The sequence below is a fragment of the Streptomyces sp. Wb2n-11 genome (assembly GCF_001049855.1).
GTDB lineage: Bacteria > Actinomycetota > Actinomycetes > Streptomycetales > Streptomycetaceae > Streptomyces > Streptomyces altiplanensis.
In genome coordinates this window covers 6,442,057-6,461,070 of sequence record NZ_CVPB01000001.1, presented here as the reverse complement: position 1 = coordinate 6,461,070, position 19,014 = coordinate 6,442,057, and the positions used below count along the sequence as shown (strand labels likewise).

20 protein-coding genes and 3 pseudogenes are annotated in these 19,014 nt (G+C 68.4%); 2 read left to right on the top strand and 21 right to left on the bottom strand.

What is annotated here, in order from left to right:
- Positions 1 to 154: 154 nt before the first annotated feature.
- From BN1555_RS29665 to BN1555_RS29650, 4 genes are all read right to left on the bottom strand, one after another.
- Entirely contained in the window at positions 155 to 559 is a 405-nt protein-coding gene (locus BN1555_RS29665; protein ID WP_176710165.1) for a hypothetical protein, read from the bottom strand.
- Positions 560 to 943: 384 nt separating this feature from the next.
- The gene (locus BN1555_RS29660; RefSeq protein ID WP_176710164.1) at positions 944 to 2,161 is read right to left on the bottom strand and encodes a PH domain-containing protein; all 1,218 of its coding nucleotides are present in this window, start codon (positions 2,159 to 2,161) and stop codon (positions 944 to 946) included.
- A 68-nt stretch (positions 2,162 to 2,229) separates the two neighbouring features.
- The gene (locus BN1555_RS29655) at positions 2,230 to 2,787 is read right to left on the bottom strand and encodes a PH domain-containing protein (protein ID WP_093802225.1); all 558 of its coding nucleotides are present in this window, start codon (positions 2,785 to 2,787) and stop codon (positions 2,230 to 2,232) included.
- A 183-nt stretch (positions 2,788 to 2,970) separates the two neighbouring features.
- A complete protein-coding gene (locus BN1555_RS29650) occupies positions 2,971 to 4,254 on the bottom strand; it encodes an MFS transporter (RefSeq protein WP_093802224.1) in 1,284 nt (427 codons plus the stop codon).
- 816 nt (positions 4,255 to 5,070) lie between these two features.
- On the opposite strand from BN1555_RS29650, the gene BN1555_RS38590 reads away from it, so the two are divergent.
- Entirely contained in the window at positions 5,071 to 5,259 is a 189-nt protein-coding gene (locus BN1555_RS38590) for a hypothetical protein (protein ID WP_141662909.1), read from the top strand.
- Positions 5,246 to 5,509 (top strand): hypothetical protein, encoded by a 264-nt coding sequence (locus BN1555_RS29640; RefSeq protein ID WP_093802222.1) that lies wholly within the window; start codon positions 5,246 to 5,248, stop codon positions 5,507 to 5,509. The genes BN1555_RS38590 and BN1555_RS29640 overlap by 14 nt, the downstream gene beginning before the upstream one ends.
- Positions 5,510 to 5,852: 343 nt before the next feature.
- On the opposite strand, the gene BN1555_RS29635 is transcribed toward BN1555_RS29640, so the two are convergent.
- The 17 genes and pseudogenes from BN1555_RS29635 to BN1555_RS40730 form a co-directional block, all read right to left on the bottom strand.
- Positions 5,853 to 7,139: a UDP-glucose dehydrogenase family protein gene (locus BN1555_RS29635; protein WP_093802221.1), complete on the bottom strand. Its 1,287-nt coding sequence runs from the start codon at positions 7,137 to 7,139 to the stop codon at positions 5,853 to 5,855.
- 165 nt (positions 7,140 to 7,304) lie between these two features.
- Positions 7,305 to 8,861, bottom strand: a complete 1,557-nt coding sequence (locus BN1555_RS29630; protein WP_176710163.1) for a glycosyltransferase — start codon at positions 8,859 to 8,861, stop codon at positions 7,305 to 7,307.
- 29 nt (positions 8,862 to 8,890) lie between these two features.
- Entirely contained in the window at positions 8,891 to 10,345 is a 1,455-nt protein-coding gene (locus BN1555_RS29625) for a Gfo/Idh/MocA family oxidoreductase (RefSeq protein ID WP_093802219.1), read from the bottom strand.
- Between the two features lie 86 nt (positions 10,346 to 10,431).
- Positions 10,432 to 11,778, bottom strand: coding sequence for a putative PEP-binding protein (locus tag BN1555_RS29620; protein ID WP_093802218.1), 1,347 nt, complete (start codon positions 11,776 to 11,778; stop codon positions 10,432 to 10,434).
- A 2-nt stretch (positions 11,779 to 11,780) separates the two neighbouring features.
- On the bottom strand, positions 11,781 to 12,152 hold the full coding sequence (locus tag BN1555_RS40735; RefSeq protein ID WP_255306241.1) for a UDP-glucose/GDP-mannose dehydrogenase family protein: 372 nt from the start codon (positions 12,150 to 12,152) through the stop codon (positions 11,781 to 11,783).
- Positions 12,153 to 12,157: 5 nt separating this feature from the next.
- Positions 12,158 to 13,123, bottom strand: a pseudogene (locus tag BN1555_RS29610) (nucleotide sugar dehydrogenase); the annotation flags it as partial.
- A gap of 451 nt (positions 13,124 to 13,574) precedes the next feature.
- A pseudogene (locus BN1555_RS41700) lies at positions 13,575 to 13,985 on the bottom strand (class I SAM-dependent methyltransferase); the annotation flags it as partial.
- Positions 13,986 to 14,165: 180 nt separating this feature from the next.
- Positions 14,166 to 14,645, bottom strand: a complete 480-nt coding sequence (locus BN1555_RS29600; protein ID WP_093802215.1) for a single-stranded DNA-binding protein — start codon at positions 14,643 to 14,645, stop codon at positions 14,166 to 14,168.
- 122 nt (positions 14,646 to 14,767) lie between these two features.
- Positions 14,768 to 14,983 carry a hypothetical protein gene (locus tag BN1555_RS38580; RefSeq protein WP_141662906.1) on the bottom strand — a complete coding sequence of 72 codons (216 nt, stop codon included), beginning with the start codon at positions 14,981 to 14,983 and terminating at the stop codon, positions 14,768 to 14,770.
- Positions 14,984 to 15,027: 44 nt separating this feature from the next.
- Complete coding sequence (locus BN1555_RS29595; protein WP_093802214.1) at positions 15,028 to 15,396, bottom strand: hypothetical protein; 369 nt, start codon at positions 15,394 to 15,396, stop codon at positions 15,028 to 15,030.
- A gap of 377 nt (positions 15,397 to 15,773) precedes the next feature.
- Complete coding sequence (locus tag BN1555_RS29590) at positions 15,774 to 16,088, bottom strand: hypothetical protein (RefSeq protein ID WP_093802213.1); 315 nt, start codon at positions 16,086 to 16,088, stop codon at positions 15,774 to 15,776.
- Positions 16,089 to 16,227: 139 nt separating this feature from the next.
- Positions 16,228 to 16,425: a hypothetical protein gene (locus tag BN1555_RS29585; protein ID WP_093802212.1), complete on the bottom strand. Its 198-nt coding sequence runs from the start codon at positions 16,423 to 16,425 to the stop codon at positions 16,228 to 16,230.
- A 95-nt stretch (positions 16,426 to 16,520) separates the two neighbouring features.
- Positions 16,521 to 16,826 (bottom strand): hypothetical protein, encoded by a 306-nt coding sequence (locus tag BN1555_RS29580; RefSeq protein WP_093802211.1) that lies wholly within the window; start codon positions 16,824 to 16,826, stop codon positions 16,521 to 16,523.
- 19 nt (positions 16,827 to 16,845) lie between these two features.
- Complete coding sequence (locus BN1555_RS29575) at positions 16,846 to 17,175, bottom strand: hypothetical protein (protein ID WP_093802210.1); 330 nt, start codon at positions 17,173 to 17,175, stop codon at positions 16,846 to 16,848.
- Entirely contained in the window at positions 17,172 to 17,453 is a 282-nt protein-coding gene (locus tag BN1555_RS29570) for a hypothetical protein (RefSeq protein WP_093802209.1), read from the bottom strand. The genes BN1555_RS29575 and BN1555_RS29570 overlap by 4 nt, the downstream gene beginning before the upstream one ends.
- A gap of 156 nt (positions 17,454 to 17,609) precedes the next feature.
- The gene (locus tag BN1555_RS29565) at positions 17,610 to 18,536 is read right to left on the bottom strand and encodes a hypothetical protein (protein ID WP_093802208.1); all 927 of its coding nucleotides are present in this window, start codon (positions 18,534 to 18,536) and stop codon (positions 17,610 to 17,612) included.
- An 80-nt stretch (positions 18,537 to 18,616) separates the two neighbouring features.
- Positions 18,617 to 18,814 (bottom strand): annotated as a pseudogene (locus BN1555_RS40730) (transposase); the annotation flags it as partial.
- Positions 18,815 to 19,014: the final 200 nt, after the last annotated feature.

Below are 19,014 nucleotides of genomic sequence, written 5' to 3'. Positions count from 1 at the left end.
GTCAGGGAACAGAACGCAGCGCCACGAGGACGAGGAGGACGGGAGAGGTTCTGGTGCGGGTTCTGCTTCAGTCGAGTGGGGGCGAGAACGAGGAGCCCCCGCACGGCGTGATCCCTGCGGGGGGTGATGATGCGGATGCGTTGCGCTCGTGGGGTCAGGCCTGGGCCGGTACCCCGGCGAGGTCGATCCTCCGGCCGCGGGCCAGCTGGGCGACCGGGACGTCGATGCGGAAGCCGCCGGCCGGGTAGTCCGGGTGGTCGGAGAACACCACGGCACACATCCAGGCGCCGGAGTGGCGCTTGCGCGGCAGCGGCTCCTCCTCGACATCCTCAGGCAGAGCGTCCTTCCGAAACTCGATCGGCACCACGACGACGCGGTATGCCTGGTCAGTGCGCGGCTTCTGCCAGGGCAGTTCGATGAGCAGGTCCTTGGGCCACTCGTCGATGGTCACGGGCCGAGTTGACAGGTAGTGGTTCAGCGAGCCTTCGGGGGCCTGGGCCAGCCGGGTCCGCTCCTGCTCTTCGGTCTCGATGAAGCCGATGCGGCTGAGGAAACTCATGATGGTCAGTGCTCCTTGGTCAGTGCTTGTGCTGTGGGTGGGCCGCTGGCATGGGTTCGAAAGAAGACGGGCTCGTCGGGATCGCGGCGCACGCCGTAGATGCGTGCAGCCGCCAGGGCGGGGAGGTCCTGGTGAACGAGGCCGTCCGGCTTCGTTCAACTGTGGGGTCCCTCCTGCTCTCCGGTGGCGTTGAGTGCTGCCGAGCACGTGCTGGGCCCGGAGCAGGCGCAAACGCTCAAGGTCCAGGCGTCAGGCGGCAGGCGACGAAAAACGGTGGCAGGGGACGACCGCCGGCCGCCGTGTGGGCGTTCCCCGCGTGAGGTTGGCCTGCCGTCCGCCTGCAGCAGATGCGTCGCTCGGTAGCCAGTGGCTCAGTGACGCCGCCTATCGGCCGGTGTTCACCAGCCCCGCCTGATGACCTGGCTTGGCCTCGGCGTAGTCCATCGACTGCTCGTAGAGGCGAGTTGCAAGATCGGCCGATTCGACATTGGTGCGGTGGGCGGCCGGCACGCTGTTGCCACCGGCCATGTGCGCGTAGACGCTCGCGAGGGCGAACCGGCGCTGCCACGGGCCTTGGTCGACGGAGACGGACTGGATCCGGCCGACGGGGGCCACCGTCGTAACGTTACGGAGGAAGAACCCGCGCCAGGCGGTGAAGTACCCGTTGTCAAGGCGGTACCCGAGCGCTTTGTGGAAGGGCGTGACCTTGCGGGCCTCGGGGGGTGCAGGGATCGGTTCGTGCAGGTGGGATACGGTGCCGGGGCCGAGGAGGTGGAGAACCATCTTCTCGGCGACAGCACGGGGACAGACGGGTACCAGGAGGCCGGGGACGGCGGCGCCAGCGACGGCGACCTTGACCTCGACCCAGTCGAGCCTCCGCCACAGGACTGGCTGGTGGATCTCGATAGAGGCGACGCGGGAATCCCGGTAGGTGTACTGCTGCGTGTCGAACATGCCGTAGTCGGTGCGGTAGCTGCCCTCGGCGGTGCGGGTGATGGACCATCCGGTGTAGACGAAGAGCCGTTTGCCGGTCAGCCGCCAGACCTTGGGGGCGAAAGCGATCAGAGTGGAGAGCGTGAGCAGCTCACCGGAGAGGGCATACGGGAGGACACCGAACGCGACGAGGACGAGCGACCAGATGTTGGTGCCGATGTCGAGAAGGAGGGCGAGCACCAGGTCCTTCGCCTTCACCCTGTAGAGCTTCTCGTCGCCGGCGTCCTCGGCGAGGATGCGCGCCTTGAGCGTGCGTGCCTGGTTGAGGGTGAGGTAGGACAAAGTCATCGTCGTGCCGGACATCACGACGCGGAGAGTGCAGACGCCGATGAGCCGGCCGAGAAAGGGCCGGACGATGTCGACGCTCTGTACGTGGTCGAGGTCGCAGTGACGTCGGACCTTGAATAGCAGACCGCTGCGGTATCCAAGGGTGTCGCCCTCGAGGCTGTAGTGGCTGTGCCACCAGGCAGCGACGAACAGGCTGACGACCCCCCCGATGAGCACTGTCACGATGACGCAGGCTGCCCACACAGGGATGTCGATCGCTTCCTTGGTGTCGGAGGTTCCGACACTGAATAGGTCGCGCTGGTTGTAGGCCAAAGTTGCCATCGCGACGAGAACGGCCCAGCTCCGCCTCAGTGGTGTGACTGGGTGGAGTCGGCCTTGGAGCGGCTCGGTCATACCGGCAGCCTCCGCTCACGGGCGAGGTCGGTGAGCCGGTCGCGCAGGTCATGCGCCGTCTGCGGATCAACGTTTTCAACGGCGTCGCGGCCGGCCGCACTGCTGATAGTGACGGTGGCAAGGCTGTAGCGGCGCTGGATGGGACCGGAGGAGACATTCACCTCCTGTATCCGGGCGTAGGCCAGGACGGTGAGGCTACGGTTCAGCAGGCCGGTGCGGATGTACAGCTCCTCCGCACCCAGGTGATACCCGCGGAAGGTCCACGCGGCCTTGATGCGATTCCAGCGCCAGGCGTAGAAGGCGGCGGGGAGCACGGCTATGAACGCCATCCTCGCGTCCCACCAGTCCAACATGTTGTGCCAGTCGCGAGACTTGGTCACCGTCAGATAGACGGCACTGGTGACCATGACTCCCAGCGCTCCGAGCAGGGCGGTTACGCCAAGAACGCCGAGTGCGGTCGCGATGCGGCTGACGCGGACGGTGCGCTCAGGGTGTCGGGTCAGTTCGACACCGCTGAGAGTGAACGGTGGTTCGGGTTGGATGCCATGGAGCATGCGGTCGTCCTTCGTCTGGTTGGCGGCGTGTGGCGAGAGAGAACGGGTGCAGCGGGGGGCCGGGCCTACGCGGGTGCAGGTTCAGAGAGCCATCGCCGTCTTCGAACGTGCTGGTCGTCGCGGAGCTGACGGAGAAGGGCTGCCTTGCCGCACTGTGTTGACTTGGCGGCCAAGGTCTCTTCCCTACCTGTCTCTGATCTCAGCCCGACTCGGGGATCGCGGAGAAGATGCGTCTCGTGTACGGAGGATCGAGTGCAAGGGCCAGCACAGGACTGCCCCGAGCGCTCCGACACCACAGATGACCCAAGTCGCGGTGATGCCCCCGCCATGGTTGAGCGACCACGCGGCGAGGAGCGGTGCGGCGATAACGGCCAGCGCGAGGTTGCTGCCCCACAGGCCGGCGTACCGTCCGTTCGCTCCAGGCGGGGCAACACGGCTGACAAGATCTCCTGCCGCGATGAAGAGGATGATCTCGCCGGGTACAGCAGCGGCAGCGGCAAGGCAGTAGCCGCTCGTGGAGTCGGCCAGGCCGGCGAGTCCCATGCCGATGCCGAGGAGGAGGGAGCTGACGGCGAGCAAGCCGGTCATGGGGCCGCCTTCTGCAGCGCGTCTGCTGAGCCAAGGGGTCAAGAAGGGAGAGAGAAGGAGTACGGCAGCTGCGTTTGCCACCTGCGTCCACCCGTACGCGGTCGCGTCGAGGCCGTCCGAGCTCATAAGCATCGGCAGTGCCGTGAAGACACTGCCGGCGCAGGTGAGAGCACAGAGGCTGGCCAGGGAGAGCAACCACAGGCGGCTGTCACGCAGGGCGTCGGAGTAGCTCGGACGGCTACAGCCCAGACCCGAGCCAGCTCTTCGGCTTCGGGGCGGGGGCGGGAGCAGAAACACCGCAGCGAGCCCGAACAATGCGCAGGCGCAGGCGTTGATCCAGAACAACGTCGGTAGTCCTGCTGTGGCAGCGAGGTACCCACCGAGTGATCCAGTGAGCGCGGCTCCGATGTTGACGCAGAAGTGACGCCACCCGCTCACGAGTACCTGCTGCGCTTTGGTGGGAAAGGTGTCGTCGATGAGTGCCGTGATCACCGGCCGTGCTGCGTCATATACCACTCCGGTGAGGAATGACGATACGAGGAGTGCCACTGGAGACTGCACTTCAGCAAGCACCGGCAATGTCACGGTAGCTGCTCCCATGGCGTAGCCGAGCGTCGCGCGTGGGCCGAATCGGTCGGACAGCCATCCGCACCCGACCTGTCCTACGAGCCAGCCGGCGCCGAAGCTGGCCACGATCCAGCCGGTCATATGGGCGGAGAAGCCGAGGTTGTTGGCGTGGTAAGGGAGGAAAGGGTAGGCGAAGCCGAAGGCGCGGATGGTGAAGGTTCCGATGAATGCCGCCCAAATGATGGGCGGCCAGCGGCGGGCCTTGGCATCGGGGTCGGGGGCGGTCTGCGGCGTAGCAACGGTAGAAGGCACTGGTGCTCCATCTGTGGTCAGGTTCCCTCTGGAGGTGTGGTCGCGCCAAGGTCGAGATCAGGTCCGCGGAAGGCGGATGGAGTTCGTGACCAAGGCGGCGGTGTCGGCGGCTGTCGCAAGCACCGGACGATAGGTGGGCCGACGACGACGCCAGCCACGAAAGGGGCGATCTGCTCGGTGCGATCGGCACGCAGGTCGCGCACGGCGACCCGGTCGCCGACGAGTAGCAGGCGCACGCCCTTGCTGCCGAACCGCGGGTGGCGTCCGGTGGAGCGGCAGAGGACATGGGGAGTTTCCGGGGATGCGCCCTTGGTCGTCTCGGCGAAGGGCGTGGTCTCCTTCGAGATCGCAGCCGGAGGGAAGGAGGAGCTGCTCAGCGTGTCTCGCTGTAGCCGCACTCGGAGCACGTGTGCGTGACCTTCTTGGCCCTCTTGCTGGCGCGGACGCCGTGGGCGTTCGATTCCATGTCGATGGCGCAGTTCGGGCAGTTCATGGCGCATCTCCTGACGTGACGAGGATGTTCTTCAACGCCAGATCCGGATCAGCTCCGCTGATCCCTTGTGCTCACTGTCTTCACGGGAGGAGCAAAGCGAGCCACGAAGAAGAAAAAACACAGCACCCCGGCGCAGCTGCTGCCCGAAGGCAGAGCGCGCACCGGGGTGCTGGGGAAGCCGGAGCCGCGGAGATCTCCAGGGACGTGCCGCAGGGATCATCTGCAGCGCTCAGGAATCGAACCTGTTCCGCGGTCGGTCTGCACGGTGTGCCCACTGGTGCACGCCGAGGATCAGTCGGCGCACTGCGGATTCGAACCGCTCCGTGCAGAAGTCTGTGGCGGGTCTGCTGTCGATCACCGATCTGATGCCGAAGGTGCTGGCTGTGGACTCCACCGGCATGGTGGTCGGCCGGAACTGGATGATCCAGTTCTTCCTGCCCGGCACCCCCGCGCCCCAGAGACTGAGCTCGTTCCCGAAGGACACACAAGCTCGTTTTCTTGCAGTTGAGTGAGATCACCGCCGCCGTTCACACCGTCGTGGGCCCGCACTCCAGGCCGATCTGCCGCAGCGACGTAGAGGGCTTCGGCCTGGACGCGGCCGACTCGCGCCAGGCCGCTGACATCGCACAGGCTGGCGCCCGTCTACTCCACGAGGTTGGCAAGCCCCGGCTGCTGACCGGGGACCTGTGGACGGTGAACACCCTGCTCACGCCAGCGCCGGTCCCAGCCATCTGCGGGGTGCTGAACCTGGACCGCACCTGATGGGGTGGCCCGGAGGCGGACTGGCCGATGCGAATGGCCCGGATCAAGCAGGACGGGCGGCTGGCCTTCTTCGAGGTCTGCCCCGCGCCCGCGGCCACGGAGTCCGTCCGGTGGCCGCGGCACCTGTACAAGGCGCGGCACCTCGGCGCGCTGCGCCTGGAACGTCACCGGCTCCGCAACCAGGCAGGCAGGACTGCCATCCGGCGGTGGCTGCGGAGTTGCGCTCACGTCCTGACGGCGGCGGGCGCCTCCCTGTGTGGGAGGCGCCCAGCGGGCGGTCCGGCTACGAAGTCGGCAGATCCCTGTCGCCGACGGAGACGAGACCCCGCCGGTGGACAAACAATCAGGGGCGGCCGACGGAGGTGTATCGGAATCCGATCTCGCGCAGGCACGCGGGGTCGAGGAGATTCCGGCCGTCGAAGATGACCGGGGTTCGCATGACGCTGTGGGCTTTGGTCCAGTCGACTTCGGCGAGCTCAGGCCATTCGGTCACGATGACCGCCGCGTCCGCGTCGGTGAGAGCTTGCTGCGGTGTCGAGCAGCGGGTGGCGGAGTCCCAGGGTTCCCCGGCGGCCGGCTGGGCGAGTGGGTCCCAGGAGCGGACCTGCGCCCCTTCGGCGAGCAGGCGGCTGGCGAGCACGGTAGAGGGTGCCTCGCGCATGTCGTCTGTACCAGGCTTGAAGGCCATGCCCAGGAGGGCGATGCGCTTGCCTGCGAGGTCGCCGAGCTCGTCCTTGAGGTGATGGACCGCGCGCCGCTTCTGGATGTTGTTGACGTTGATGACGGCGGTGAGGAGCTGGGGGTGGAAGCCGGTGTTGGAGGCCATCTGGCGCAGGGCTTCGCTGTCCTTGGGGAAGCAGGAGCCGCCCCAGCCGATGCCCGGGCGCAGGAAGTGGGCGCCGAGGCGGTGGTCCATGCCGACGGCCCCGAGGACGTCGGTGACGTTGGCGCCGGTGTTCTCGCAGAGGGTGGCGATCTCGTTGGCGAAGCTGATCTTCGTGGCGAGGAGGGCGTTGGCGGCAAGTTTGACCATCTCGGCGGACTTCACGTCCATGGTGGCGACGGGGGCGTTGATGCCGGTATGCAGGGCGGTGACGAGGGCTCCCGCGGTGTCGTTGTCCTGGCCGATGACGATGCGGTCGGGGGCCATGAAATCGGCGATGGCGCGGCCTTCGGCGGTGAACTCGGGGTTGGAGACGTAGCCGACGTGGGCCAGGCCGATCTCGTCGAGGAGTGCGCGGGCGCGGGCGCCGGTGCCGACGGGGACGGTGGACTTCATGACGACGGCCTTCAGGTCGCGGGCGTCGGTCAGGGATCGGACGACGGCCCAGACGCGGGAGAGGTCGGCGTCGCCGGAGGCGGAGGGCGGGGTGTCCACGCAGACGTAGACGATCTCGGCGCCGACGACGGCCTCGGTGAGGTCCTCGGTGAAGGTCAGCCGTCCTTTGTTGCGGGCGATCATGTCGCCGAGTCCGGGTTCATGGATGGGGACGTCGCCGGCGTGGAGGATGCGGACGCGTTCGGGATTGATGTCGCGGACGGTGACGTGGTGGCCGAGTTCGGCGAGGCATGCTCCGGTCACCAGCCCGATGTATCCGGCGCCGAACACCGCGATGCGTCGCTCTGCCATGTTCCATCCATCCTTCTCGTACCGGTTCAGGGGGTTGTTCCGTTCTGTCCGGATGGCGCCCGGACCACGGGCGCCACCCTACTCGGCTGTGTTTTCGGTGCCGGAATCGTGCTGCGTCCCGGTGGCGAGGCTGACCGTTTTTGGGCCGTCTGCGCGGGGTCCCGGTCAGTTCCGGTCTGTGACGACCCGGTCGTAGATGTCGAGGTAGCGGGGGGTGAGGCTGCGCCAGGAGTAGTGGTCGCGGGCGAAGCGTCCGGCGGCGTGCCCTCGGCGGGCCAGCTCGGCAGGGTTGGTGAGGGCGTGCTCGATGGTGGCGGTGAGGTCGGCGAGGTTGCCGGGGGCGGGGAGCCAGCCGGTCGCGTTGGGTCCGCTGGTGGTGACGAAGCCGAGGGGGCCTCCGCTGGCGGAGGCAATGACGGGGGTGCCGGAGGCCATCGCCTCCAAGTAGACGAGTCCGAAGGGCTCGTCCACCGAGGGCGCGGTGAGGAGGTCGCAGCAGTGCAGGCCGTCGATGAGGTCGCGATGGGGGCGCCAGCCAGCGAAAAAGACGTCGTCGGTGATGTCGAGGTCGCAGGCCAGGGTGTGGGGGTGGGCTCCCTCCCATTCGCCGGGGCTGCCTCCCAGGACCAGCAGCGCGGGGCGAAGAGTGGTGTGCTCGCGCAGGGCGGCGACGGCCTTCAGGAGAAGGTTGAGATGCTTGAAGGCGAGGAAGCGGCCCATCCACAGCAGCAGCGGCCGGCGGCGGCCCTGGGCATCATGGAGCAGGCGACGTACGTCGGCGGTGGTGTAGCGGATCGTGCCTGGTGCCTGGCCGGGGAGCCAGCCCTGGGGGTCGTCGACGAGCCAGCGGTGGAGGATCTTGTAGCGGTGGGTGTCGTCGAAGGTGGCGGGCGGGGTGAAGAGGTCAGTGTCGACGCCGTTGGGCACGAGGTCGATCCGGCTGTCGGGGATGTGGACCAGTGACTGGGCGAGGGCGCTGTCCTGTTCGGAGATGACCACGGTCCGGTCGCTGGTGGCCGCGTAGGCCCGGAGGCGGTCCACCCAGTGCCGGGCGTGGGTCCACATGTGCCAGCGGTCGGTGAGCAGAGTCTCGGCCTCGTCGAGGCCAGGGGCTCTCACCGTCTGGGTGATGCGCCGCAGGGTGGCCCGGGGTTCGTTGCGGTACTGCTCTCCGAGGGCGGCGACGGACAGGCCCAGGGCGTCGGCGAGCTGGAGTCGGCGAAGGGCGTTGCTGAGGAATTTGAGTTCGGTGCCGTGCAGCGTGGTCACCACCGGGCCCCAGTGGTCTTGGGTGATGCCGTGCAGGGGGGTGAGGTGATGGAGGTGGAGCAGGCCGGTCTGGCCAGCGTGGTGGGTGTTGAGGTGCCGCCGCCAGTAGGCCTCGATGGCGTTGGCGGTAGCCGGGGCGACGGCTGCGAAGACCCGGTCGGGGGCGCCGATGCGGTCTTCGTAACTGGGGTGCATGGGCACGGGCTGAAGGAGGGCGTCCGCGCCGTGGGTGTGGGCGGTGGCGGCCGGGTTGTAGTCGGCGGCGGTCAAGGGCAGGCCGTCGTAGAACGTGGGGGCGTGGGAGTAGGCGCCGGGCTGTCCGAGAGAGCCAGCGAAGATGCGGGCCGGGCGGCCGACGGCGAGTGTCTGCTCGGTGAGGTTCTTGACGACGAGGGAGGACCCGCCGCGGGGGAAGAAGAGGATGCCGTGGTCCACAGCCGGGAAGGCGTTCATGTCGGTGTCCTTCGGATGGGCGTGCGAGGTCAGCGGGGTATGCCGATGAGGAGCGAAGGCGTGGCGGTGCGGTGCTCGGCGTCGGCTTCGTGGCGAGCAGCGATCAGCTGGTACATGGCCGCGTAGATCCGCTGGGTGAAGGTCTGGCCCGCGAGATGGGTCATGCGGCCGGCGACGAGTTCGTCCGGCGCGCATCCGGCGGCGGCGCGCAGGAACTCGGCGGTCATGGTCTGGGGGGTGACGGTGCTGGCGCTGTGCGCGTTCTCGTAGACCGTGTCCGCGTAGCGTCCGCCGGAGGCGTCGATGAGGGGGTTGCGGCGGTGTTCGAGCCGGATCCGGTAGCGGTCGCCGACCACGTCGTTCTTGCTGACGCGTACGTGCTGGAGCGGGCCCTGGTGTATGTCGATGACGAACTGCGACATGCGGCCCTTCTCCCTGAACGGCAGGTGCCCGGCACGGTCGGCCTCCTGAAGGCCGACTCGACGGTGGGAGTAGCTGTTGGAGGTGAAGGTGTAGGTGAGGTAGCCGTGGGCCCGGGCGTCGTTGTCGAGGAGTTCAAGGGTGAAGGCGAAGTCCATCTCAGCCAGGGCGGTTCGCCGGTCCAGGTTGGCTGGCGCGGCCGGCTCCGGTGACAGGGGGCGCAGGAGGGCTTCGAGGGGACGGTTCTGGCCGGAGTTGAGGTAGTCGCCGACGCGCCGCACGTAGTGGTTGGTGATCCGCACCGCGGTGACTGGCCCTTGGGCCAGGCACAGGTACCAGGCCATGAGGTCGATGTAGTGGTAGCTGGAGAAGGCGAGCGCGCCAACGCCGTGGGTGTAGCCGTGGGCGTTGCCGAGGCCGTATTCCTCGGGGAGGCGGAAGTGGCCGCCGGTCACGTTGAAGTTAGCCATGGTCAGGGCCTGGCCGTGCTTTTCGTAGACCTCGGTGATCAGGCGGGAGGAGTCGACGAAGGCATCATTGGCCCTGCGGCGCATGGGCATGGCGAAGAGATGGCCGGGATGGTCGAGGTGGGCCTTGAGCAGGGTGTCGAAGTGGGTACCGATGGTGGCCGCGGCGTGCGTGTCCCAGGCGGCGTCCGCGACGGCGAGGATCGGCTTGTCGCACAGGACGTGGATGCCACGCCGGGTGGCCCAGTGCAGGTAGGGGTAGTGGGCGACGGGATCGCAGGCAACGATCACCACATCGAACGGCTGGCGGGCATGCGCGGCGTCCAGGCGGCGTTCCAGGTCCTCGACCCTGTCCCCCGGTTCGGGCTGGATCCACTGGGGCCGGTCGTACCGCAGGAGGTCCAGCAGGTCGGGCATGTGGCGCAGGAGATTCTCGTCGTAGGGGTCGCGCGGGTCGCAGATAGCGCTGACCCTGACGGGGAACCCTTGGTGTTGCAGGGTGAGGATGGCCGGGACGTGGTTCTCGGTGGCGGCCCAGTGGCCGCAGCCGCCGACCAGCAGGACGTTGATCGGGCGGGGCTTGGCGGGGGCGGGCATGGCGAAGTCGACCCTTCTGTCAGGAGGTGGTGGGCGGCCCCGGGGCACGTGCTGTGCCCCGGGGGACGCGCGAGGCCGGTCGGTTCTCAGAGGCCGAGGAGGGCGGTGACGTGCTCGGTGAGGTGGCCGGTGCCGCCGGTGGTGAGGGCTTCGTCGCGGATTGACTGACGGGCGGTATCGTCGAGGCGGGTGAGGGCCTCGTGGACGGCGGGGATCGCCGGGAGGGTCACGGTCAGACTGCTGACACCCAGCGAGGCCAGAACTGCGGCGCCCACCGGGCTGGCTGCCAGGCCGCCGCAGGCGGAGACCGGCACGCCGGCCGGGCCGGCGGTGTCGGCGACGTGGGCGACGGTGCGGTTCACCGCTACGTGGAGGGGGTCGATGTCGCGTGCGAGGGCCGGGTTGGTGCGCGAGGCGGCCAGGAGGTACTGGGTGAGGTCGTTGGTGCCGATGCTGAGGAAGTCGACGTGCTGGACGAAGTGGTCGACTGCCAGGGCGCAGGCCGGCACTTCCACCATCACTCCGAGGGGTACCTTCGGTGCCGCGAGTCGGCGGCGGACGTCTTCGGCGAGCGTTGCGGCCCGGGTGAACTCCTCGACGGTGGTGACCATCGGGAACATGATCCGCAGCCGTGCCCCGTCTGCGGCCGCGCGGTAGAGGGCTCGTAGTTGGGGGATCAGGAGGTCGTCCGGGCGGCGCAGGGCCAGCCGGAGGCCGCGGACGCCGAGGAAGGAGTTGTCCTCGTGTGGCAGGTTGAGCGCGGGGACCTGCTTGTCACCGCCGATGTCGAGGGTGCGTACGGTGATCTCCGCGCCGTGCACCGCGCGGGCCAGGTCGAGGTAGGCCCGGTGGTGGGCGTTCTCGTCGGTGATCTCGTGTTCCCGGCCGAGGAAGAGCAGTTCGGTGGCCAGCAGACCGATTCCGGTGGCAGCGGCGCGTGTGAGTTCGGTGGCCTGCTCCGGCTTGACGAACGTGGTGGCGAGGCTGACCCCGCCCGGGGTCGGGCCTGCGGCCAGGGCGGCTTCGTGCCGCGCCTGGGCCTGTGCGGCCTGCTCGTCCTCACGGGCGATCGCCTTGTGGAGGTCAGGGCCGTCAAGGCCGGCGTACAGCAGGCCTGCAGTGCCGTCGAGCGCGCACACTGTGTTCGGCATTAAGTCCAGCACTGCAGGGCCGGCCGCGACGACGGCCGGGATGCCCAGGCCGTGCGCGACCTGCACCGTGTGGGAGGTAGGGCCTCCGCTCGCGGTGCAGAACCCGGCGACGAGGCTGAGATCCAGGGCTGCGGTGTCAGCCGGGGTCAGGTCGTCGGCGAGCAAAATGTACCGGCCCTGCGGGGAGGCCGGGTCGTCGAGGCCGCGTACGGGGGCGACGGCCCAGCCTCGGGTTCCGGATACACCATGGTGCGTCGCGGCGTTCTCGAACAGCCGGTCCATGTTCAGGCCTCCTGGGCGGTGTGGTGGCGGAACGCACCGAGCGTCTGGTAGTCCCAGCCGGCGGACCGCCAGCGGCCGGGGTCCAGGCAGCGGCGGGCGTCGATGACGGTCCGGGTGGTGCTGTCGGCGACGGAAGCGGGGTCCAGGGCGGTGTAGCGCGGCCAGTCGGTGGCCACGATCAGCACCCCGGCGCCGATCAGGGTCTGGGCCGGGGAGTCGACCACCGTGAGCTCGGGGTGGTGACGCCGTACCAGGTCGTTGACGCTGGGGTCGTGGACACGGACTTCCGCGCCCGCGCGGTGCATCCGGATGGCGATGTCCAGCGCGGGCGAGTCGCTGATGTCGCCGACGGACGGCTTGTAGGAGGCCCCCACAGGGCCACGACCGCCCCGCTCAGGCCGCCGGGCAGCATGGATTCGGCGTGCGCGACGGCGAGCTCGCGGCGTGCTGTGTTGGTCTGGTCTACGCGGGACAGGAAGTCGGCGGCGGCGCTCTGGCCCAGGGCCTGGGCGCGGTCGGCGAAGGCCCGGATGTCTTTGCTCAGGCAGGAGCCTCCCCAGCCGAGGCCAGCCGTCAGACCGAACGGGCCGATCCTCGGGTCGAGTCCCATGGCGGTGGCGACGGTCTTGGAGTCCGCGCCGGCCGCCTGGCAGACGTCGTCAACGAGGTTGGCGAACGAGATCTTCGTGGACAGGAAGGCGTTCGCGGCCGCCTTGGTCAGGTCGGCGGTCACGAAGTCGGTGGACAGCATCACCACCCCGGCCTCCAGCCAGCCGGCCCACACCCGGCGGGCGATGCTCTCGACCACGGTCCGGTCGGCGTCCGACGACCCCAGGACGAGGCGTGCGGGGTGCAGCGTGGTCTCCATGGACAGCGCCTCGCGCAGGAAGTCCGGGCTCCAGCCCACCCGCAGCCGCACGCCCTCCGGGGCCTGGTCGGCCGCCAGGGCCGCCAACCGCGCGCCCTCCCCCACGGGTAGGCTCGACTTGCCGATCAGCACCGCAGGCCGCGTCAGCCGACGGGCGAGGGCAACGATGGCGTCCTCAACCGCGCGCAGGTCCATCGTCATCGCCCCCTCACGCTGCGGGGTCGGCACCGCGAGGAAGAACACGTCTCCGTGGGCAACGGCCTCGTCGTAGGAGTCGGTGAACCGCAGTCGACCCGCCGCGGTGTGCTTGGCGATGTAGTCCGTGATGCCGGGCTCGTCGAACGGGCAGCGCCCGGCCCGCAGCGCCTCCAGCGTCTCGGGGTTGATGTCGAGACCCAGCACCTCGTGCCCCAACTCGGCCAGGGCAGTCAGGTAGGGCACACCCAACCGGCCCATACCGATGACGGTGACCTTCATTTTCTTCTCCCAGGTTGACCCACGACAGCGCGCGGGGATGGTGGTTACTGCGGAGCCGGGTGAGGGATCCGCGGGGTGAGACATAGGGGTTCTCAGGGGCGTCGCCAGGACGGCGGCCGACGATCACCGCGGCCTGGAGAACGGCCTCGAAGCGCCCGTCCGGACGCACGGCCGTCAGCGTCCGGCGTAGGTCCTCTTCGAAATCAGCCTGCCGGTCCCCGAGGGTCGCCGCCGAAGAGTAGGCGTAGGTGCGCTGGAGACCGACCAGCTCGTCGAGGGTGTAGGTCTGCCGGTAGTCAGTCCGCAGGACGGACACCTGACTGAACGCGGAGCTGCGCAGGACCTCCTCGTGGCCGCCGGCCGGTTCTACGTACGTGGTGGCCGGGCCCGCGAGGTTCACCGACCCGAGCCAGCGCAGGCGCAGCTGCTCCAGCAGCGGGTGCCACCACTCGCGCTGGGTGCCGGGCGCCCGGTAGCCAACGATGGCAACGAATCCGCCCGGCCGGATGGCGTGGTCGAGGGCCGTGAGGACCTGCGGCCGGTCCATCCAGTGGAAGGCGTCCGCGATCGTCACCCCGTGGAAGGGTCCTGCGTCCTTCGCCAGGAGCGCCGCCTCGGTGGCATCGGCCCGCTTCCAGGTCACCGACCTGATGCCGCGGGCCTGGGCCCAGTCGCGGCCGGCGGCCAGCATCTCCTCGGACACGTCGACCGCGGTGACCGAGGCTCCGCGCCCGGCCAGGTCAAGGGTCAGCGTGCCCGGCCCGCATCCCAGGTCCAGGATGCGAGGCCGGGTCGTCGTCCAGTTCCACTGCGTCGCTAGGTAGTCGATGACGGCCGGGGGGTGCGGACGACGGTAGGCCACGTACGGCGCACCGCATGAGGCGAAGATTTCACCTGCGTTCCGGTATCGGGTGGCAGTGCTTTGGACGTCTTGGGTCACAACAACCTCCGGAGCTGCGCTCGGCTGCGGACCGGTCCATGCCGGTCCCTTCCTGTTGTGTCGCGTGGGACCGTACGCCCGGGCGGGGCACCGCTACGGGGCTCAGGGGAACGGCAGCTGCTCGTCCACGGCGCTGACGTGCGCGACGGCCGGAGCGGCAGCCACGACGGGAGCAGCCGGGGTCTGCAGGGCCTGGTTCTGCGCCTCGGCGGCCCGCACACGCTCGTTCAGACGTGCCTGGGTCACCGAGCGCGACTCGAGGAAGGTGATGTCCTCGGAGATCACCTTCAGGTCGAAGACCTGCTCGCCGTTCTTGGAGTAGCGGTCCATGCGGAGCATGTAGCCAACGGCGACGAGGTCACCCTTGTGGATGTTCGAGTACGGACCCAGACCCTGGGTCTGCGCACGGACGAAGGCCTCGACCGGCACGGCGTCCGAGTCGCGCTGGTTCTGCGCGTTGGTGTAGGCGCGGTCGGCGAAGACCGTGAAGAGGACCTTCTTGGAACCGTCCTTGTTCTCGAAGACCTTGGGGTCGTTCGCGAGGCGGCCGATGAGCTGTCCGTTGTTGCGGGGGTTCGACATGAGCTCTTCTCCTCGAATACAGCACAGCGCCCGGATCGACGTCGTCGTCCGCGCGCAGTTGGGTGGGTTGGGCTGAGATATTCAGTTGTCTGTCATGCCACCATCCGGATTGGCTTCGCCGATCAGATGATTTTCTCTTTCAATGCTTCATCCGAATCAGCTGCGCTGATCGAATGCTTCGTCATTCCGAGTCCCGAATCGGCTTCGCCGATCAGACTCGCGTTCTTCGCTGATGTACCGGCCGCTCCCGGCCAGACCCCGGCGTGATGTTCCCCAGCTTGAAGACGAGGAACGACGGACGGCACGACACCGAGCCGGCGGATCAGGGCTAAAGACACGGGAGGCTGTGGCGGAACGGCCAGGTCCTCCCGGCCGTGAGGGGTTACGTCTGCTTGGCGCGGTGCTTGCGGTTGATCTCTTGCACTCGGACGCTCAGGCGGGCGACGGTGTGGTGGACGTCGTCGACGACCTCGTCAAGGATCCTTGCCAGGGCCTCCCTCATGCTGTCGGCGTCACACTCGTTCGCGAGGGCGCCGACCGTGGCCACGTCGACGCCGCAAAGCGTCACGGTGCCTTCCATCACGACCTCGTCGGGGTCGTACTCGTGCTCGTAGTAATCCTGGACGTCCTCGGGCGTGGCACGGCGCACCTGGACCTCGACGGTGAAGCCCTCGTGTAGGAAACGGGCCCGACCCTCGAGATCGAGCCGGAAGCCCGGATCAGCCGGCGCGCCAAGCTGACACAGGTCCATACAGAGTCCTCCGGTTGCGGTGGTGGTCGTGTCCCGCCGCCATGGGGCCGTGCGCGGCCAAGGCCGTACAGGGAGCAGCCGATGGGCGGCAGGTGGTCAGTAGTCCCAGATCGGGCCGTAGTGGTGGTGAACGTCGATGGCTTCGTGGAGGGCGGCCTGAGTGAAGCCGCACGTCTCGGCCGAGAGCGTGCCGCTGGAGAATCCAGCAGGACGCCCAGCAGCTCATTGAGCTCGCTCGAAGGCAGGGTCAGGGTGTGGCGCTGGCTGCCGGGGAAGAGCTGGGCGGTGACGAGGTGGTGGTCCAGCCTGACCAGGACGTCGGACGGTCATGAGGGCCCCTACGAGGAACGGCCCGAGGAACTCAGGGGTAGGAGTCCTTACAGCGTCACCTGCACTTCGTAGGCCGTCGAGCGGTAAGGCCCGACGGTGAGTGCGTGCACGGGCGTCACCAGACCTGCCTGCGCCAAGCGAGCCGTCAAGCCCGAGTGTTCGGACCAGTCCTTGATGAAGACGTTCCCGGGCTCGGGCGTGAGACCGTAGCCCTTCAGGCTGATCGAGATGGGCTCAGGACCCTCGTCGAGTTCGAGTTCCAGCACATGGTTCTCGTCGTCGTGCACGAGCGCTCCGGTCAGCTCGATGCAGCCGAAGTCGACGGTGACGTCGTGCTTCACGGTGGTCGTGGACTCAGCCATGGTGGTCTCTCTCTTTTCGTGATGTGGATTGTGGACGCCGATGGGCGCGATCAGCTGATGCCTCCTCCGCTTTCGCGTGCTCCGTGGGCCTGAAGCACGAGCGATAAGGCGGGGGCCGCAGACTGGTGGCGGTTCGCGGTCACGGCTGTTCCCCCTGGAGTACGGCGTGCAGCCGGGCAGCCAGGTCGGTGTCCTGACCCTCCAGCAGCGCCAGGGCCTGCTCGATGCGCTGCTCGGTCGTCAGGCGCCAGCGTCGCTCGGACTCAGCACGCTCGTGCAGCTCCTGGATCGCGGTGTTGAGCTGCCGGTTGGTGCGGGTGCGGATGATGCGGAACATGACGTGCTCGTGGTTCAGAGGGTGATCTGTCCGATGGGGTGAGCGACTGCGGCGGCGCCGGCGTTGAGCTCGTAGCGGCAGGAAGACAACCGACCTCATGGGCTCCGGCACACCGGGGCGGTCAGCGGAGCAACGGGGCTCGCGTCGTCGTCCTGGTCCTGGTCGTCGGGGCCGCCTGGGCCTTCCTGGGAGGCCAGTTCGGCGGTCGCCTCAAAGTCGATGACGCCGGTGCCGTGGTAGATGATCAGGGCACCGTGCTCGTCGGTCTTGCTGTAAGAGGGGAGGTCGAAGTCGTCGTTCTCGTCGCCGGTGCCGTAGGTGCGGCGGGTGCAGTCGGGTGCGGTGCAGCGCCAACCGCCTCGACCTCGATCCGCTCCGTCACGGTCAAGCAGTCCAGGCACTGAGGCGGTGTGACGGCCGTCACGGGCGGCTACCGTCGTCGGCGGGCGGCTCGTCGAGCAGGGCGGCGCCGCCGTGCCCGCCCGCGAGGCCGGTGCCCCGGCAGTGCCCGCAGTAGCCGGTGCCGTCGCAGTGGGCGTTGCGGAAGGTTTCCAGCTCGCCGCGCACCAGGGCGGTCACCCAGTCGAGTTGTCCGGGCTCGATGGGGACCTGGTGCTGCTCGCCGGTGCCCGGGTCGGTGACCGTGACGGTCACGGGGGCGGTGCCCTCGGGGTCGGTCGGGTATCCGTCGGCCAGCTCGGCGAGCGCCTGGGCGAAGTCGGCGGCCGCTGTGGTGGTCTCGGTGCTCATGCGTCGGCTCCCGTTCGCTGGGCGATCTCTTCGTCGAGCAGGTACATCTCGCCCCACGGGTTCGACTCCTCGACGGGGCGGCCGTGCCTGATGTCGCGCAGCCGTTCGCGGCGGCGATCCTGGACGTAGCCGCGGCAGAGCAAGGCGTCATGCTGGGAGGTGGACCAGTTCGAGGCGGTCGCGCACCACCCGCAGTGCGACGTGCGGGTCAGGCGGCGCCGGATGGCGAGGGCGAACAGAGTGGCGGCGCAGCCGAGCAGCGCGCCGATCGCGAGCATCACGTGGTGTCTCCGTCCGTCGTGGTGGTGTTGGCGGCAAGGCGCTCGGTCTCGACCTTGACCTGTCGCAGGGCTCACGAAGCGATCGCACCTGTGGGCGAGGGGGATGCCGATGCCCCTCCAGATCTACTTCCGGATCGACTGCGTCGATCCAGATCAGTCACCGGCCAGTGCCCGCTCGCGATACAGCTCGCTGATCCGGGCAACGGCTTCAGCTGAGGGCTCATAGACCGGCGGCAGCTCGCTGGCTGCGATGTCGAGGTCTCGGGCATCTGGTAACAGCGCGGGCCGCGGCATCGCTGCTCCGGCGGCGGTACTCAGGTAGAGCTCGATCGCGCGCTCAATACGCCTGTTGCGGGTCAGCACTCTGCTGATGCCGTTGACCTCGTCGAGTCCCAGGTTGAGGACCACCGCCCGGCGGAGTGCCCGGCGCATACGGTCTTCGACGGTGCAGTGCGCGTTCAGATCGATGGTGGTGTCCTTGTGTCCGAGCAGCACCGCGTCGAAGGCGCTTTCAATACTGTCCGGGAGCTGCCAGCCGGGGAGATGCCCGAAGGTGCCGTCCGTCTCGCGGTCGTCGGCCTCGAGCAGACGGTTCCAGTCGTCGCGCCGGCGCTTCCACTCGTCCTTCCGGACCTCCTTGGGTCGGTCAGCCTGGTTCTGGTAGTGGTAGTCGACGAAGAAGGGCCGACTGTCGGCTTCGAGAGCCATGAGTGCGTCGGCGTAGGCGCGGTTCCCGGCGAAGGGGTACGCCAGCCGGCGTGTGCCGTACTCATCATCGACCTGGCCGAAGACGATGCTGAAGCGCAGCGGGTCGTGGAACGTCATGCGGTCATCAAGTCCGGCCTGCTCGTCGAGCCAGAGCTTCCGGGCCCGGTAGACGAGGTAGTTGTGCAGGGGGCCGCCCATGTCGCGCTCGCGTACCTCGGCGTCGTCGACGACACGGGCGACGTTCCTGGCGATGATGGGTACAGCCAGCTCGCGGAAGACCTCGCGCATGCGCTTGGAAATCACGCGGGTGAGTTCGAAGAGGTCGGGCGCGTGCGCGGTCAGTCGCAGCCCGTCGTACAGCCTGGCGCTCATCGGGTTTTCCGTTCTCAGAATGCTCCTACAGCTGTCAAGCAGCTGGAGCAAGGTCGTTTTGAGTGATTTGTGTGGCCGGTGTGCAGCGCGTTGTTCGCGGCGCGGTCGCCGTCACGGTTGAGGCCGTGACGGTGGGTGCGGCCGGACGAGGCCGGGACCTGAGCGACACCGGCGAGGCGCGCGAACACTTCCTCGGACCGCATGCGTTCGGGGTCGTTCCCGGCCGAGGCCAGCAGCTGGTCGGCTGTCTCGGGGCCGACGCCGAACAGCTCCAGCAGTGTGAGGGCCGCCTGCTTGACCGGCAGACCGATCCGGGTATCCAGCTCGGCGATCTCGGCGTTCAGGGTCTGGTGGCAACGAGGCGGCCCGGAGCACCCGCGCCGCCTCGCCCACGCAGTCCCGGATCTTCGATGTGCCGGTGGCCTGGCCGGACAGCACAATCGTCCGGCGGCGTAGGCGTCGATCCAGTCGGACTCGC